The sequence below is a fragment of the Pantoea sp. C1E2 genome (assembly GCF_056491465.1).
This window is the reverse complement of sequence record NZ_JBSZHT010000002.1, coordinates 1,875,038-1,890,766: the sequence shown is the minus strand read 5'-3', so window position 1 is coordinate 1,890,766 and position 15,729 is coordinate 1,875,038. Positions and strand designations below refer to the sequence as shown.

17 protein-coding genes are annotated in these 15,729 nt (G+C 49.2%); 3 read left to right on the top strand and 14 right to left on the bottom strand.

The features are described 5' to 3' along the window. Nucleotides 1-6 precede the first annotated feature (6 nt). The 9 genes from ACXI0A_RS09215 to ACXI0A_RS09175 form a co-directional block, all read right to left on the bottom strand. Nucleotides 7-261: an acyl carrier protein gene (locus ACXI0A_RS09215; protein WP_100702745.1), complete on the bottom strand. Its 255-nt coding sequence runs from the start codon at nt 259-261 to the stop codon at nt 7-9. A gap of 11 nt (nt 262-272) precedes the next feature. Beyond that, complete coding sequence (locus ACXI0A_RS09210; RefSeq protein ID WP_034820252.1) at nt 273-530, bottom strand: phosphopantetheine-binding protein; 258 nt, start codon at nt 528-530, stop codon at nt 273-275. Between the two features lie 3 nt (nt 531-533). After that, nucleotides 534-1,334, bottom strand: a complete 801-nt coding sequence (locus ACXI0A_RS09205; protein WP_476151101.1) for a 1-acyl-sn-glycerol-3-phosphate acyltransferase — start codon at nt 1,332-1,334, stop codon at nt 534-536. Further along, nucleotides 1,324-2,055, bottom strand: coding sequence for a beta-ketoacyl synthase chain length factor (locus ACXI0A_RS09200; protein WP_224929348.1), 732 nt, complete (start codon nt 2,053-2,055; stop codon nt 1,324-1,326). Before ACXI0A_RS09200 ends, ACXI0A_RS09205 begins: the two co-directional genes overlap by 11 nt. 197 nt (nt 2,056-2,252) lie before the next feature. Further along, the gene (locus ACXI0A_RS09195; RefSeq protein WP_476149256.1) at nt 2,253-2,645 is read right to left on the bottom strand and encodes a hypothetical protein; all 393 of its coding nucleotides are present in this window, start codon (nt 2,643-2,645) and stop codon (nt 2,253-2,255) included. A 231-nt stretch (nt 2,646-2,876) separates the two neighbouring features. After that, entirely contained in the window at nt 2,877-4,247 is a 1,371-nt protein-coding gene (locus ACXI0A_RS09190) for an efflux transporter outer membrane subunit (RefSeq protein WP_476149258.1), read from the bottom strand. Next, nucleotides 4,244-5,332, bottom strand: a complete 1,089-nt coding sequence (locus tag ACXI0A_RS09185; protein WP_476149260.1) for an HlyD family secretion protein — start codon at nt 5,330-5,332, stop codon at nt 4,244-4,246. Before ACXI0A_RS09185 ends, ACXI0A_RS09190 begins: the two co-directional genes overlap by 4 nt. Next, nucleotides 5,329-7,008 (bottom strand): MFS transporter, encoded by a 1,680-nt coding sequence (locus ACXI0A_RS09180; RefSeq protein WP_476149262.1) that lies wholly within the window; start codon nt 7,006-7,008, stop codon nt 5,329-5,331. The genes ACXI0A_RS09185 and ACXI0A_RS09180 overlap by 4 nt, the downstream gene beginning before the upstream one ends. Nucleotides 7,009-7,010: 2 nt before the next feature. Then, nucleotides 7,011-7,442, bottom strand: coding sequence for a MarR family transcriptional regulator (locus tag ACXI0A_RS09175; RefSeq protein ID WP_476149263.1), 432 nt, complete (start codon nt 7,440-7,442; stop codon nt 7,011-7,013). A 486-nt stretch (nt 7,443-7,928) separates the two neighbouring features. On the opposite strand from ACXI0A_RS09175, the gene ACXI0A_RS09170 reads away from it, so the two are divergent. From ACXI0A_RS09170 to ACXI0A_RS09160, 3 genes are all read left to right on the top strand, one after another. Further along, nucleotides 7,929-8,186, top strand: coding sequence for a biofilm development regulator YmgB/AriR family protein (locus ACXI0A_RS09170; protein ID WP_476149265.1), 258 nt, complete (start codon nt 7,929-7,931; stop codon nt 8,184-8,186). A 151-nt stretch (nt 8,187-8,337) separates the two neighbouring features. Further along, on the top strand, nt 8,338-9,834 hold the full coding sequence (locus ACXI0A_RS09165) for a SulP family inorganic anion transporter (protein ID WP_476149267.1): 1,497 nt from the start codon (nt 8,338-8,340) through the stop codon (nt 9,832-9,834). 160 nt (nt 9,835-9,994) lie between these two features. Then, a complete protein-coding gene (locus tag ACXI0A_RS09160) occupies nt 9,995-10,165 on the top strand; it encodes a hypothetical protein (protein WP_476149268.1) in 171 nt (56 codons plus the stop codon). A gap of 374 nt (nt 10,166-10,539) precedes the next feature. Here the strand turns inward: ACXI0A_RS09160 and ACXI0A_RS09155 are convergent, their stop codons facing one another. The 5 genes from ACXI0A_RS09155 to ACXI0A_RS09135 form a co-directional block, all read right to left on the bottom strand. After that, the gene (locus tag ACXI0A_RS09155; RefSeq protein ID WP_479485251.1) at nt 10,540-11,760 is read right to left on the bottom strand and encodes a hypothetical protein; all 1,221 of its coding nucleotides are present in this window, start codon (nt 11,758-11,760) and stop codon (nt 10,540-10,542) included. A gap of 10 nt (nt 11,761-11,770) precedes the next feature. Next, a complete protein-coding gene (locus tag ACXI0A_RS09150) occupies nt 11,771-12,796 on the bottom strand; it encodes a nucleoid-associated protein (RefSeq protein ID WP_479485250.1) in 1,026 nt (341 codons plus the stop codon). Between the two features lie 118 nt (nt 12,797-12,914). Further along, nucleotides 12,915-13,106, bottom strand: coding sequence for a hypothetical protein (locus ACXI0A_RS09145; protein ID WP_479485249.1), 192 nt, complete (start codon nt 13,104-13,106; stop codon nt 12,915-12,917). Nucleotides 13,107-13,392: 286 nt separating this feature from the next. Next, the gene (locus ACXI0A_RS09140) at nt 13,393-13,713 is read right to left on the bottom strand and encodes a S24/S26 family peptidase (RefSeq protein ID WP_479485248.1); all 321 of its coding nucleotides are present in this window, start codon (nt 13,711-13,713) and stop codon (nt 13,393-13,395) included. Nucleotides 13,714-14,257: 544 nt separating this feature from the next. After that, nucleotides 14,258-15,580 carry a hypothetical protein gene (locus tag ACXI0A_RS09135; RefSeq protein WP_479485247.1) on the bottom strand — a complete coding sequence of 441 codons (1,323 nt, stop codon included), beginning with the start codon at nt 15,578-15,580 and terminating at the stop codon, nt 14,258-14,260. Between the last annotated feature and the right edge of the window lie 149 nt (nt 15,581-15,729).

Below are 15,729 nucleotides of genomic sequence, written 5' to 3'. Positions count from 1 at the left end.
CGGGGATCAGGCTTCGTCGCGCATCAGTTGATCGACAGCGTCCACCACATCCTGCACGGTGCGAACGGCACGGAAGGCTTCGGGTTTGATTTTACGGCCGGTACGTTTTTGCAGGTGCACCACCATATCGACCGCATCGATGCTGTCGAGTTCGAGGTCTTCGTACAGGCGGGCATCCGGGCGGATATCATCGGCTTCAATTTCAAACAGCGAGGTGAGCAGCGAGGCCACTTCCTGGTAAATTTCGTCTTTATTCATCATCTTGACTGTTCTCAGGCTTGCTGTTGTTCTACAAACGCGGCCAGCGTGGCCACGGAAAAAAAGTGCGCGCGTAAGGTTTCGCTTTCTGCGGAAAGCTGTACGCCGAAGCGATTTTTCACCGCCAGTCCCAGCTCAAGGGCATCGATAGAATCGAGTCCCAGCCCTTCACCAAACAAAGGCGCGTCGGTTTCTATATCGTCCGGGCTGATATCTTCCAGATTCAGCGTGTCGATAATCATCAGTTTGATGTCGTCAATCAGTGCTTGCATAACTTACTTTGTCTCTTCAGGGACCAGTGCCTGTTGCAGGTGACGCGTCAGCCGACGCGCAGCGAGCGGCTGTGCATCTTCATCGGCTTCACTGAAGGCCTGGCTATCAATACGCGATTGTACGCGTACAGTAAAAAGTGGTTTAACCAGCGGAATCTGATACCAGCGACTTTGCTTATCGAGCATACGCTGGGTGCAGCTAATATGTACCACGCGCAGATCGCATCCGGCACGCACCGCAATATTGGCGGCACCACGTTGCAGCTTCAGCGGTTCACCGTAACGGGTGCGCGTGCCTTCAGGAAAAATCAGGATGGTATCGCCGCGCGCAAGGCGTTGCTGGCTATCCGGCAGCAAGGTATCAGCCTCGCTGTTAATCAGATAATCGGCAGATTTGATGACGCCATTAAAAAAAATATTGTGCTGCAGTTCGGCCTTCACCAGACAATCCATTTCCGGCAGTACCGAGGCAATCATCACGTAATCAATTAACGAAGGATGATTAGCGACGATCAGACAGCCGCGATCCTGGCGCAGCAACTCGGCACCAATAATCTGATAATCGTAGACACCGACAAAGCGACAGAAACGCAGGAAACAGCGGAAGCTCCACGCAATGCTGCTGCGCGCAATCTGACGACGACGCAGGCCATCGCGCTGAATCAAAAGTAGCAGGTTAAACCACGTCACAGATAGCAGCAGACCGCCCACGCTGAACAGCGTAAAGCTCACGGCGGTCATCACCAGTCGCCAGTAAAAGTTACAGCCAGCACGCCAGCGCAGGGCAAGCGAATTATCCGCCATCATGGCGCTCCCATTGCCACAGGTGACGTTCACCGGCAATCGTCATTCGCGCGTCATCCCGCAGCATTGCCCGCAGGAATTGCAGACTTTGCGGTAACGCTTCAGGCTCAGGCCGTGCAGATTCTGCTGTACAGCGCCACTCATCGCCGGATTGCAGCAACAGTGCCACCGCGTAAGGCGCATTGAAGCGATCAATTTCGGGTAGCCAGGGCTGATAATAGGCGGGCACGACGCCATCGAAATCCACCAGCAGCACCTGCGCATAACCCGCCTGATGCAGAGCCGTGACTTCAAGTAACCCCTGTTGAAAACTGTCCATTCCCGCTGAAATCGATGAAGAGACCAGCGGTTGTTTCGCCGCTATGGTTAAACTGCCCACCGCAGAGTTATGCACCGACATGGCGAAATCGGTCGGCGACAGCGCCTGTTGATCTTTTAACGCCGTCAGTATGCGCAGATTACGCTCCAGCTCACCGTGGCGGCTGGTGAACACAATGGCATCCACCGATTGACGCGCGAGAAGCGTTAGTCCGCACTCCACAGCTGCACGGCTGCCCGCACTCAGGCGACGCGCAGTCATCATCGGCAAAAATTGGGGTTTGGCGATCGGTAAGGTGGCGTCCAGCGCAGGCAGTTGCCTGGCCCAGTGCTGCCACTCATCGGCAGTGCTGTGACCCGGTGCAATCGCGTGCCAGTCAACCAGAGTGTAAGCGAGTTTCATACCTGTATTCTTTCTTCAGCCTCAGGGATGGTCAGACTTTCGCTGTGCGGCATCCCTTCCCTGCTTGCGTTCGAGTCCGTCATCCGTCTCATGCGGATGTCGCCGATTAATAAGGCGGGCACATGGCCCGCCTGTTTTCTCTTTCGGCAGTATTAGCGCTTTCTTTAAAACATTATGTCAGCGATGACACCTGGCGCTTATTTTACGGCCTGAACCGCAAGACGCGTCTGGATACCCTGGTTCAGATTCTGAATCCAGCGGTTGTAATTACGATGGATCTGACCGCTGCCCGCTTTCAGATTGGTACTGCTCACGTAATCAATGCGGTAGCTATTCGCGGTGTAGGTAATGCGAATATCGGCCGTATGACCGCGCTCGGACAGTTGGCCGTTCATCACGCCTGGGCCTGCTGGAGAAATCACCCAGTGGTTGGCCGCACCGGCTTCAACAATAGCACGCTGCATTTGACTGTCCGTGTAGCTTTGCCCTACGGTCTGGCTCACGTTCTGAATCGGCGCGGTGCGCGGTGCGCAACCGGTCATTAATGCCGCTGTCACGATTAAGGCAAGCGCCGCTTTTTTATTCATCATTTCCTTTGTTTCCCCTGTCGTAGCCAATCACCACAAATGGTGACCGTGTGCGTGATTAAACTTGCACTGATCCGTTCAGACTTTGTAAAGCGCGCGAATAATACCACTATATGTAAAGACAAGTAAAAAAAAGCACGAATGACTTAAGAACCGCCCCACTTCGTGGCAAAAGCAGAATTTGCCGGGTTTACAGCGAAAAATCTGCCGCAAAATCGATTTGCGGCATGATGTTTACCCCTGCCAGCCGCCACCCAGCGATCGGTAAAGATCGATTTGTGCGAGCAGCAGAGTGTTTTTCACTGAAACGATGTTGAGCTGAGTGCTAAACAGAGTGCGCTGAGCGTCCAGCTCATCCAGATACGAGGCGTAACCGTTCTGATAACGATTACGTGCGATGCGGTACGCTTCTGTCACATAGCCTTCCTGCTTCTGCAATTCCGTTAGCTGTTCCTGGCTGCGACGAATGGCATCCAGCGCGTTGTCCACATCCGAAAAGGCACTGCGTACCACCTTTTCATAGCCATATAGCGCCTGGTTGCGGGCGGCCATCGCCACATCCACCTGCGCTGTCAGTGCCTCACGGTTCAACAACGGTGCGAGAATACTGCCGCCGATACTCCACAGGCGGAACGGATTATCCAGCAGCTGATGCAGCTGGTAACTTTCCAGCGTGCCGGTCGCCGTCAGATTGAGCGACGGCAATAAATCCGCCTGCGCTGAGGCCAGCGAAGCATCCGCTGCAATCAGCTGGCGCTGCGCCTGCACAATATCCGGACGACGGTTAAGCAGTTGAGACGGCAACAACGATGGCAGCGTTTGCGGTTTGATGTGGTCGAAGTTGCGGGTACGCGCAATCTCTCGCGGATTCATCCCTACCAGCACGCTCAGCGCATTTTCCTGCTGCTCAATTTGATGCTGTAACTGCGGCACCTGCGCTTTGGCGGTCTGATATTCTGATGCCGCCTGCATCCACTCCAGGCGCGAGGTATAGCCGGTTTCGAACTGGCGCTGCGCCAGATTCAGCGAGTTTTCGCGCGTAGCCAGCGTGGCTTCGGTGACGCGCAATTGCTCGTCCAGTGCACACAGGCTGAGGTAGCCGGAGGCCACCGAGCTGGCGACGGTCAATTCCGCCGCCGAAGCCGCGGCACGCTGAGCATCCAGTGACGCTTGCGAGGCTCGAATGCTGTTGCTGCGGCTACCCCACAGATCCACCTCATAGTTAGCCTGCAACAGCCCCTGGAATACCGCGTTTTCATACGGCTGCCCGGTTACAGCTGACAACGCGCGCTGATGCGTGGCGGCAACGCCCGCCGAAAGCGTGGGGAAATTATCGCCTTGCGCGGCACGCAATTGCGCACGGTACTGATCGACCCGTGAGCGGGCAATCAGGATATCGCTGTTGTGTTGCAACGCCTGATTGACTAACTGGTTAAGGTTATCGTCGCCAAAACGTTGCCACCACTGCGCTTCCGGTGCTGCCGAAGGGCCCACCTGCTGGCGCCAGCTATCCGGAATCGGTAAGGAGGTCGGGGCTTTTTCCACTTCTGTAGCACAGCCGCTGACCATCAGCGCCATCAGTGAGGCGAGGAATAATCGCTTCATGGCGCATCCTTGTGCGGCTCTGCTGCGGTATCAATGTTGACTTCAACCGACATACCGGGACGCAATCCTTCCGTGTCATCCAGAATACGGATGCGCACCGGAATGCGCTGGGCGATTTTGACAAAGTTACCGGTGGCATTATCTGGTGAAATGGCACTGAATTCAGAACCCGCGGCAGGTGAAATAAACTCCACCCGGCCGTTAAAACGCTTGCCATCCAGCGCATCAACCCGAATGGTCACCGGCAAGCCCGGACGCACCCGTGCCAGCTGTGTCTCTTTCAGATTGGCGATCACCCACTTGTTGTCCGGCACCACAGAAGTCAGCCGCGTGCCCGCCGTGACATAAGTGCCTTTACGCACCGACAATTGCCCCAGCTGCCCGCTGTCGGGCGCGATGATACGCGTGTTGGCCAGGTCGATATTGGCCAGGTCCAGCGCCGCCTTGGCACTTGCCACATCCCCTTCCAGTGAACCGCGATTCACAATCACCGTTTGTAAACTCTGCTGCGACACCGCAACCTGCGCATCGGCCTGACGCAGTTGCGCCTGAGCCTGCGCATTGGCCGCGCGCGATGCATCACGCTCGCGCACTGATAGCGATCCATCTGCTGCCAGGTTCTCTACACGCTTGAGGTCCAGACTGCTTTTCAGCGCCTGCGCTTTAGCATTCTCCAGCGCAGCTTTATTGCTGAGAATATTCGCCTCGGCACTGCGACGCTGCTGCTGGTTGTTATTTTGTGCCGCGATTTTCATGTCCAGTTGCGCCTGCGCCTGATGCACACGCTGGCGATAGATACGATCGTCAATGGTCATCAGCAACTGCCCTTTAGTCACAGGCTGCAAATCCACCACGTTGACATCGGTCAGATAGCCGCTCACCTGTGGGCTGATAAAGGTGACCTGACCGCGCACATAGGCGTTTTCCGTAGACTGAATAGTGCTGGTAAACGGCCACAGCTGCCAGGCGTATAAAATCACCAGTACGCCAACAATCACAATGCCGCTGCCGAAAGCGATGGAAAGAATGCGTCGGCGGTTGGCGCGTTCGCGTTCCGCAGCCTGAATATCGTCCTGTTGGCTCATGAATTCTCCGTCGGGTTTGAAACTTGTTGACGCTGTTCCGTCAAAGTACGGCGTGCCTGACGCCAGTTGATGTAACGCAGCCGCGTCAGTCGCCACAACACCCACATCAGGGTGATCAGCGCCAACGCGGCGGTCAGTAGATAGGTATCGTTGTAAGCCAATACGTTAGCCTGCAGCGTGGCCACGATTTGCAACTGGCTGCTACTTTGCGCACTGAGCAGCACGTTATCGGGCAACTGGCTGCTGAACAGTGAACTGTATTGGCTGAGGCGCTCGGTGACATTGGGATCGAGTTGTGACAGCTGATCGCCCAGCAGGCTGGAGTGGTACTTCTCGCGCCAGGTCTGGAAGGTACCCAGAATGGCCGAGCCAATCAGCCCGCCGAGATTCTGGCTCATGCCAAATAGCACCACAAAACTCACCAGATTTTTCGGTTGCGTCACCACACCGCCAATCCCTAACAGCATCGCGGGCCCGAGGAAAAAAGCGCTGCTGAAACCGAGCAGAAATTGACTGACATACAGATTGTCGCCGCGCGTCAGCGGGCTGGATTGTGCATCCATATACGAGGCGATGATCATCACCACCAGCGAGGTGACAATCGGCCAACTGAGATGTGTGGGTTTAATGGTAAGCGCACTGGCGATCATGCCAAAAATCACCCCGGCGATGATCGCTAACGCCAGCCCGCGCATCTGGTCATTCAGCAGCCCGAGCTGTTGCAGGAAGCCCACCGCACCGGTGTTCTGCTCGGCCAGCACGATACGCATCATGATCATCACAATGCCCAGCCGCACAATCATGCCGTTGCTCAGCCATCGCGTGTTGATCAACGGATTCGCGCGGTTATGTTCTACTACCACCGCCGCGACAATCAGCACCAGCGAGATGGCCAATGAAATGCCCAACCACGGCGTGGTAAACCACCATTCAATGCGGCCCAGCGACAACACACCACACAGCAATGCCATGCCCGGCGCCAGCAGGATAAAGGTGACAAAATCCATTTTTTCAAAGGCTTTGATACGATCGCCGGGCGGCAACTTCACCACCAAAACACAGCCGAGCGCTATCATTGCCAGCCCAAGCTCAAACAGATACAGGCCGCGCCACTCTTCCAGCTGCAACAATTCTGTTGAGAACAAGCGAGCCAGCGGGATCGCCAATTGCGAAGCGGTAATGCCGATCACCAGTGCCTTCAATCGGTGTTTCGCCGGCCAGGCCTGAATTTGGTAATAGATACCGAGCGAGCTGAGAGCCGCGCCGACCATCCCATGTGCAGTACGCACAATAATGGCCGAGCTGAGGTCGTTAGCCAGGATATGGAAGAACGCCACAATGACGTAAAGCACCAGGAAGGCTTCGGTAAACAGCCGCAGGCCAAACTGTTGGCGGAATTTGACCAGCAACAGGTTGATGGAGATATTGCCCATCACATAGACCGCCGGCAGCCAGGCAATCTCATTGCTATAAGCACCAAAAGTGCCCTGAAGGTTGGTCAGATTGGCGGTGACCAGCGCATTGCTCAGCGCGCCGGTAATGGAGATAAGCAGTCCGATAATGCCAAACGCCACACGCTTCGAGGGCGAGTGGATCGGAGTGGAAGGTGAACCCGGCAGCATCGGTTTTTCATGCGGCAGCCATTCGCGTTGTGCATAGGGATTGCGTTTTGCCACGATCACATACTTCCTAATCGCGCCAATAACTGTTGCAGCACCTTCTCGGTCACCGCCAGCGCTTCGGGGTCGATATCAGCCAGCAGCTGCGCGCGCAAGCTGTCTGCCTGGGTTTTCACTTCGGCAAACGCCACGCTCCCCTGCTCGGTGAGAACCAGCAGACGTTTGCGGCGATCCTCTTTCGGCTGAACACGCGCCAGCAACTGCTGTTTCACCAGACGATCCACCAGTGGCACCACGCTCGCTTCTTCTAATCCCAAAAGCTGGGCCAGGGCTTTCTGCGTCGGCGGCTCCGCAGCCGTTGCCACTGTCGCGATAGCCATCCAGCTGCTCATACTTAAGCCACTTTCTTTAAGGCGGCGATCGACCGCCAGCCGCCATGCATGTGCCGTAAGATGTAATAAACGCGAAAAAGGTTGTGGATAGTCACTCAAAACGTAGTAGCCTAATGGTTAGATAGCTAACTAAACAATTGCGTTATTATAAACAAAGCGCAGGCCTGAAGAAAAGTTTGCTTACATAAGCAATTTAGTTGGTGCTTTGCAGCCTTACCACTTTTCCCTCGAAACGATACAACCCGTCCTAAAACTCACCCCTGTACAGTTATTTTGTATAAGTTTACCTTAAGCTGATTCAATTAAGCCATTGATAAACAAAGATAAGCACAAATTCCTTAAAAAAATCATTGTACAAGTTAACTCTCATTGTATAAGTTTACTTCCCGTGAGCTGGCTAACGGCTCCGTAACGAATGATGCACTTTGCGTCGCCTCTGAAGGTGTTTTTGGATTTCCACCTTCAGAGGTGTCTTTTTTGCGTTGGTTGATGAGTTAGGGTCTTACGCGCCTGTCCGCGCGTATGTTTTTTCATCATGGAACTGAAGGCCAGGTTGCCATCAGACCGATCTGAAGGGCTTCATACATGCAAAACGCCGCCACCAGCAGTGTCGCTATCGCTGACTACTTCAAACTCGCAGGTAACAGCGACAGTACCGAGATGGAAGTTTTCGGGCAGATCATTGCTGAAATCCTGCAAGCCGGCATGCCGGTCACCAATAAAGCCATTATCGCTTCGCTGATTAATCGCCTTGAAATGGAAAGCGATGTGATTCAGCTGGATATTTATCGTCATCTGCTCGAACTGGTGGTTAATAAAACGCCTGACGATCTCTCGGTGTAATACCGGATTCCATGGACGGAATCGCTCTCTTCTACACTCTCCCGCTAGCTTCATCTCTCAATGCCCGCTAACATCATCCGCGTTTAGTGTCCAACTGGTTACTGCCGTGCCGTGACGGCATGCGCAAAATAATAAAAGAGCCTGCACATCTATGAGCCAATCTTCAGAACACGCCCCTGCGGCGAACGATATTACTGTGGGCAGCGTATTACGCTCGCCTGCGCTGCTTACCCGTGAGTGTCTGGCGGGGGTGATTACCGCCCTGGCGCTGATTCCAGAAGTGATCTCCTTCTCTGTTATTGCGGGTGTCGATCCCAAAGTGAGTCTGGTCGCTTCGGTGGTGCTGTGCCTGACCTTGTCGATCTTAGGTGGCCGCCCCGCCATGGTCACGGCAGCCGCAGGATCGGTGGCGCTGGTGATTGGACCGATGGTGCACGCGCACGGCGTGGAATACATTCTTCCTGCGGTGATCCTAGGCGGTATTATTCAGATTATTTTTGGCCTTGCCGGGCTGTCCCGCATGATGCGCTACATTCCACGTTCGGTGATGCTGGGCTTTGTGAATGCGCTGGGCATCCTGATTTTCTTCGCGCAGGTTCCACACGTCTGGGGACAATCTGGGTTGGTGTGGGTGCTGTTCGCCGTAACCCTGGCCATTGTGCTGCTGTTACCCAAAATCCTGAAAAGCGTTCCGTCACCGCTGGTGGCCATTGTCGCCGTCACCGGTGTGGCATTGTTGCTGGGTTATCGCGTGCCTAACGTGGGCGATGAGGGGCCAATGAGTTCCGGTTTGCCTGGATTCACCACGCTGCTTGTGCCGTTCAATTTGCAGACGTTGCAGATTGTCTGGCCAACCGCCCTGAGTATCGCCTTTGTAGGTTTGATGGAATCTCTGCTTACCGCCAAATTGGTGGACGATATCACTGACACGCCTTCCGGTAAGCGCCGCGAGTCCTGGGCTCTGGGCGTCGGTAATATTTTGGCAGGCTTTTATGGCGGCATCGCTGGCTGCGCCATGATCGGTCAGACCATCGTTAACGTTGAGCTGGGCAAAGCACGCACGCGCATCTCCACCATTGCGGCGGGTATTGTGCTGCTGTTGCTGGTCACCGGGCTGAGTCAGATCATGGCGCAGATTCCGATGGTGGTGCTCGCCGCAATCATGATGGTGGTGGCAGTGAAAACCGTTAACTGGCACAGCCTGCAACCCGCCACGCTGAAGCGCATGCCATGGTCAGAAACCTCGGTGATGGTGCTAACGGTGGTGGTCACCGTTTGGACCGGCAACCTGGCGCTGGGCGTACTGATTGGCGTGATCCTCGCCATGATGCTGTTTGCGCGTCGTATTGCTCATGTTATCCATGCTGAACGCAAGCTAAGCGATGATGGCGAACAGGTCTATTACACGGTGCGTGGCCCGCTGTTCTTTGGCAGCAGTAACGATTTATTCGAGCATTTCGATTACGGACACGATCCGAAAACCGTCACCATTGACCTGACCCATGCACAAATCTGGGATGCATCCAGCGTTGCGGCACTGGATGCCATTGAATACCGCTATCAACGGCATGGTGCGACGGTCACGGTTATCGGGTTGGATAACCGCAGCAGCGATTTCCGCGACCGCCTGAGCGGTAATCTGGGGTGATGATTTTAATGAAGTGAGTTTGAGTCACTTCGTCCAGATTGATTTTTCTCTAAGCTGCCATCTTCAACGAGATGGCAGCTTTTTTTATGGGCTTTCGTCAGCGATATATCAACTACGCTTAGGAAGCAACGCTCGGTTGCCCAAATAAAGGACGTGATTAATGAAGAGTTTATTCGGTGGAATGCTGATTATCACTTGTCTGGCAACGTTAACAGGCTGCCAGCAATCCGAAAGGCCAATTGGGCCAGATGGACGTCCCAATGTGCCCACTGAGCAGCCTATTCCGGGCGGGCCGATGAGCAAAGGGCCTGTTGGGCAACCGCAAGCCTGATGCTGATTGAGCCGTTGAGCCGTTGAGCCGTTGAGCCGTTGAGCCGTTGAGCCGTTGAGCAATGGTAACGAGCATCTGATATTGAGGATTGATATCTGGAATTGAAATCAGGCGCGATGTAACAGGCACAAAAAAACCGCCCTTGGGCGGTCACGACATTACTGCATATTGCTTTTATTTGGTTTTAGCGACGACTAAATATGGTGCCCGGGGCGGGACTTGAACCCGCACAGCCATAAGCCGAGGGATTTTAAATCAGCGGTGAATGACTTAGAATACAGAAGGATACGTTTTAATTTCATAATTTATTGCTATAATATTTCTAATATTTTCATAGACTTAATGTGAAGAATTCGCTCATATTATGAATATTTTCAAAACGAGGATATCACAAACATAATGCTATTTATTATGAGGTTTGTTATTGCAACCACATAAATTGACAGCAATAGTTTTGAAACATTGTCCGCCTGTTGATGAAGCTGTGAGCTCTTAACTTCCAAGTCATCCATGTTTACATCTTTAAGTTCGAATTTGATATCATTGAATAGAGCATCAAATTCAATTCGAGTAACAGACACCATTTTCATCTGAAAAATAACTAAGTAATGAGTTCCCATCGTTGAAAACACAACGAGCATCAAAGCGGCAAGATTTGGTAACATAGCCTTATAACTGTCACCACTATTCATTGTAACAAATCCGATTAATCCAGTAATAGGTATCGCCAGCGCACGCGTTAATGACTCGTAAATCATGCCATTCATCTTTGAGAGATATTCGCGAAACTTTTCTACATACTCCTTACGAACACTATCGAAGCTAAACCCAACAGTAAAAGCTCGGTAATTCTCTTCAAAGGCTTTAACAAAAAGAGTAAACCTTTTTAATAATACTTTAAGGCAGTCGAGTTTATCCTCTTTCCATAGAAATGAATATAAGGTGTTTTGCATTATATTTCTTCTAGCATCTGCATGACTATCCTCTTTATTTATTTCCATCAACCTAGAAATGCCATCAAATTCAGTTGATAAATCGTCAAAAGAATAGTTTAACTTTATTACTATTTTTTGCTTATACAGAAAAGTAATCTCACTATCTTTTGCATCGTCAGAAAAAGAAGTAAGAAGACCCCAGAATTCTTTCAATTGAAAATATCTGAGAATTTCATTTTTATTATAGTCAGTTGGACAAATAGTACATTTATCTGAATTGAGGGACAGCTTTATAAGCATGAAGTATTCAGGAGCCATCGGACAAAGTTCCACAAGCTCTCGTTCATCCTGATACACATGTATACGCTCCTGTCTCAATTGCTTTAAATTAAACTGAACATATATGGATCTAAGATTTAGTGCTTTTATTGGTGCAGGGATTTCATCCCACTTACAAAGAGTTCTATCGTGCGATCTTCCATTATGAACAAATGAATATAACTCCTCAGTTAATCCATTAGCTGATGCGTTCACTGCGATTTCAAATGAAACAGGCGAAAAGTCAAGTTCAAGTTCAACTAAGCCATCTTGCTTAATGGTTTGCCTAGTCGAATTGTCTATCACTCTCTTGAGACTCAATAGTTTCGCCATTTCATCCATTAAAGCACCCTCATTTATTATCTAAACTATCTCTTAGAGATTTTGGTATTTTGTTGAAAGTTAACACACCAGTTTTACCATCATATTCTACCACCTTTGAAGATAAAAGGTCAGCATCAAAACTAATTGTCATGTTCTTATCTTGCCCCCGATAACGAACTAGTGCTCTAAGCCCATTGTTATCAATACTTACTCTTTCACTTAATCTATATTCGTCGCTCTGGCAAACTTCCAATAAAAGATCATCATCATCAGGGAAAAGATGTTTACCTAACGAGATAATATCAATTTTCCCGTCATGGTCTTTGTTGGTTTTGCAAAATTTTTCAGCTAACTCAAGTGTTCCAATAATTCTATCCGGATCATTTTCATAAACTTTGTTGCAGCAGTATTTGATAGCATCAACTAAGTTTTTGGTTTCTATTTTAGCCTCAGTAAATTCTTCACAACCTACAAACCCTTTGAAATAGTCACGCATTTCACTATTTCTGCCAATTCTAAACGAAATATAACGATCTTCGATTTCTTCTTCCCAATCATCTAGTCTAATCCTTGCTGCTAAATGAAGTTTATCCATATCTAATCGCTCGATATGCTTAAATGAAAGATTTCTCAAAGTAAACCCTTTAGTCTCAAGTAGGGTGATAACTGTTAGGTAGCTTTTTGAATCCACTGAGTGATGATAAAAGACCACATAACATGGATTTGCATTTTTACCCGCTCCAACATTCATTTTCCCTTCTAGTATGCGGGCAAGATCAATTGTCATTTGCCGAAAATTTGTGAACTCGAAAAAAGCATCCTTTCTACCGCAATGTTTAATTAAGGATTGTTCAAACTTCGGTTTACCACTATCTTGCCCAAAAGATCCAGTTTGCAATCCGGTCTTGCTGAATAGATTTAGAAGGTTACTGCCGACTTCATTAGTCATGTCGTCTAGCTGATTTTCACTACCCCTTGGCTTGAGAATGGCGTATTTGTTACTGTCCCTAATTATTTGGTGGACAATGAAATTGTGAAATTTTGCAGTACTCATTAAAACATCCTATGTGTTTATAAGTAAAAGGGCAGCTTATCCTTAGCAGCTCTACAAGATCAAGATTAATCCCATTGAAATGCATTATGTTACTTAATGCTTTTCAGCTTCAAATTGGTTAGCCATCCTGCTCATGAATAGCTGTTACATCATGCGTCACCACTCTCACCACAGTCACATCCTCAAGCAGATCGTCTTCCAGCGTCAGACCGTCATCGGTAATGATCCGGCTAGGGTGCAGATTAGCGTGCCCCCATTCATACATGCCCGATAAATCCCGCAAAACAGTATCGCCGTTCTGTTTCCGCATCTTCTCATCAAAGATAGAACTCCGCCCATTCTACTTAACCAGGTAACTGGTTGTGCTGATTGCCAAGAATTTTTGAGCCGGGAGTTTCATCTCCCCAGTGACAGGTCCCAAAATCAAGTGGTGTATGACGGTGACAGCATGTCCCGCTTCGCTAGCTTTTCCGTAGCGCCACTCTAATATCTAATTGTCACTTCGATTCCCTGTGATGTTGATCACTAGCTCATTGGAAATGTTTGGCATAGGATTGTGCCAGCCCGGCCTGCCACCAGTACCGGGCTTTTATTTTTCAAATCGTCGGCCTCCACTTCTCATCCAGCGTAAGCACCTCCACCGTAATCGCACCCAGCACTATCACCCCTTCCAGTTGCTCACCCTCTATCACACCGTCTTCAGTCATCAGGTGCTTCGGGTACCACTTGCCAAGCATGGGATTCCCCTCCCACTGGAACGCGACAGTATCACCAGGTCGAACCTTTGCGGCGCCATCTACCAGCATGAAGCCGGTAGCGGTTTCGATGCGGAACGTGTTTACCGGATTGGGTACGAATATCCGGTTGAGGTTAATGCGCTCTTCAACGTAATCAGTTGCCGGGGAAGGGAATCCCATTAGACCACCCTCCCCATATTGCGTAACGCGTAAGTTCGATCGGTTGAATCGCCTTCAGTGATGTCCATGAAGAACGTCTGCTCGCGTGTTATCCATTCGTTGCATCGCTGTAGAGACCAGTCGTGATTTAGCTTGTGCAGTTCACTTTGGAACACTGAAGTTTTCACAACCTGCATACCTCTAGCGTTGAGTATGACGGCTAGCGTGAAAGCGTATGGGATGTCGTATTCGCGGGGCATGGTCATTTTCTCCTTAAAATCACTGTATATGTGCACAGTATTATTTGTCAGGAGAAATCGTTCAAGATGCCGGGACGGGGTTTTTGTAAAGTCGTTGGTGGGTATGGGAATTTTGTTGGAGGGGATCGGCTTGAGCGACTAACCTTTAGTCACCCACCCCGGAGTCTGCAAAAAGATAGTCGCGGTACATTTCTGCCCCTTCGCCAGGGCTTTTTTGTGTATTCGGGAAGGAATTGGCGAGAAAGGGAATTTAGTTCGCAAAATCGACCCCGTATCCAGGGTCTTTGGAGGTTTGTTATTTAACTTCACGTAAGAAGGAAGGTTTCCCATTCATTTACTTCATGTCTGTTCAATCTTACATTTCCCGTATGATTGGCACTGAAGTACATACCTCGGTGAGTGAGACAATATTGACAATCATTCAATTCATGCATCTTTATCAATCTTTCTTTATCAATGGTTTCATTGTCACTTGCAACAACAACAGAGCACTCATCTGCATACAGGAAATGTAATTTACCATTTATTGATACTGAACAAAACTTTTCCCCATCCATTAAATCAACAAAGATATCCTTCAAAATGTCGCTTTTAGGTTTATCACCAATGTTACAATCACCTTTTATACTTAAAGATAACGGGTCATAACATAAATTATAGCCATGGTGTGAAGCTATTTTCTTTCCAGCGACCTTTAGTTTTAACTCTTCTAAGAAATTGGAATATAACTCATGCTTATATGATGATTTTAAAATGCCAACAACCTTAATGAGATCTTCAACCTTATCTTTATCTAATAAATCATCAAATATATTCTGAAGAGCGTCTATAGCACCTTCGGTGCGAATATTTAAATTATTTATTATTTTGGCTGTAAGTATTGGGTGCTTTACCGATGAAGCCCTCAATAGATTATCCTGCCTTACGATACTTTTTCTTCTTATCTGGCATACAATCCTGCGCATAAGTGAAGGGTCTCGCATCCGAACTGCATTAACCATGGCGGACATATTTTTACTACCTGCTATCACAGATGTTGCATGATGCCTAACAAAGGGTGCATGCACTGCCATGATGCCCTTTTTTAACTTTTTAAACCTTGAATAGTGAAAGGAGTCAACCTGATGTCGTGGGTCGTAGATAACGTAAATGTCCCCAGCTAAATCATCAACTTTAACACCCATCCCTTTCATTTCCGGCTTAAAATACTTCTCATACCCATTCCTTTTCCCCCCACATTCTTCAGGGTCTATTGACCATTGGGGGCAGCAAGTTATTACCTGATTAGCCTTCAGTAATCTAGAATATTTAATTGCTGCATATCCACCCATGGACCCACCATAAACAATCCTTGAATTGAAACTATCTATTATGTTCCTACATTTATGGATTGAATCTTCTAAAGATTTATTCGGATACCAGTTTCTTTCCTTTGCCATAAAGCCAAGCAAAGAATAATTCAGTTTTTTCGCCACGCTTTCAGCATAAATATTTAACCCAGATGCTAAAGAAACAGAATCACCAAACGTCACAAATAGGAAATCACTTTTTCCTTTCATAAAAATCACAACTAAATTTTCATCTTCAAATATTTTTATTTTTCTATGATTCTCTGCTTCAACTTCCATATTGAACCCATCGGCAGCAAGATTAAGTATCGTAAGTATATTGTAATTAAGCATGTAGAAATAATGCAATACCCTCACACAATCTTAACGTTATTTATGGTAATATACAAAAATAATCAATATAAATCAGATACTTATTAATACTCGGC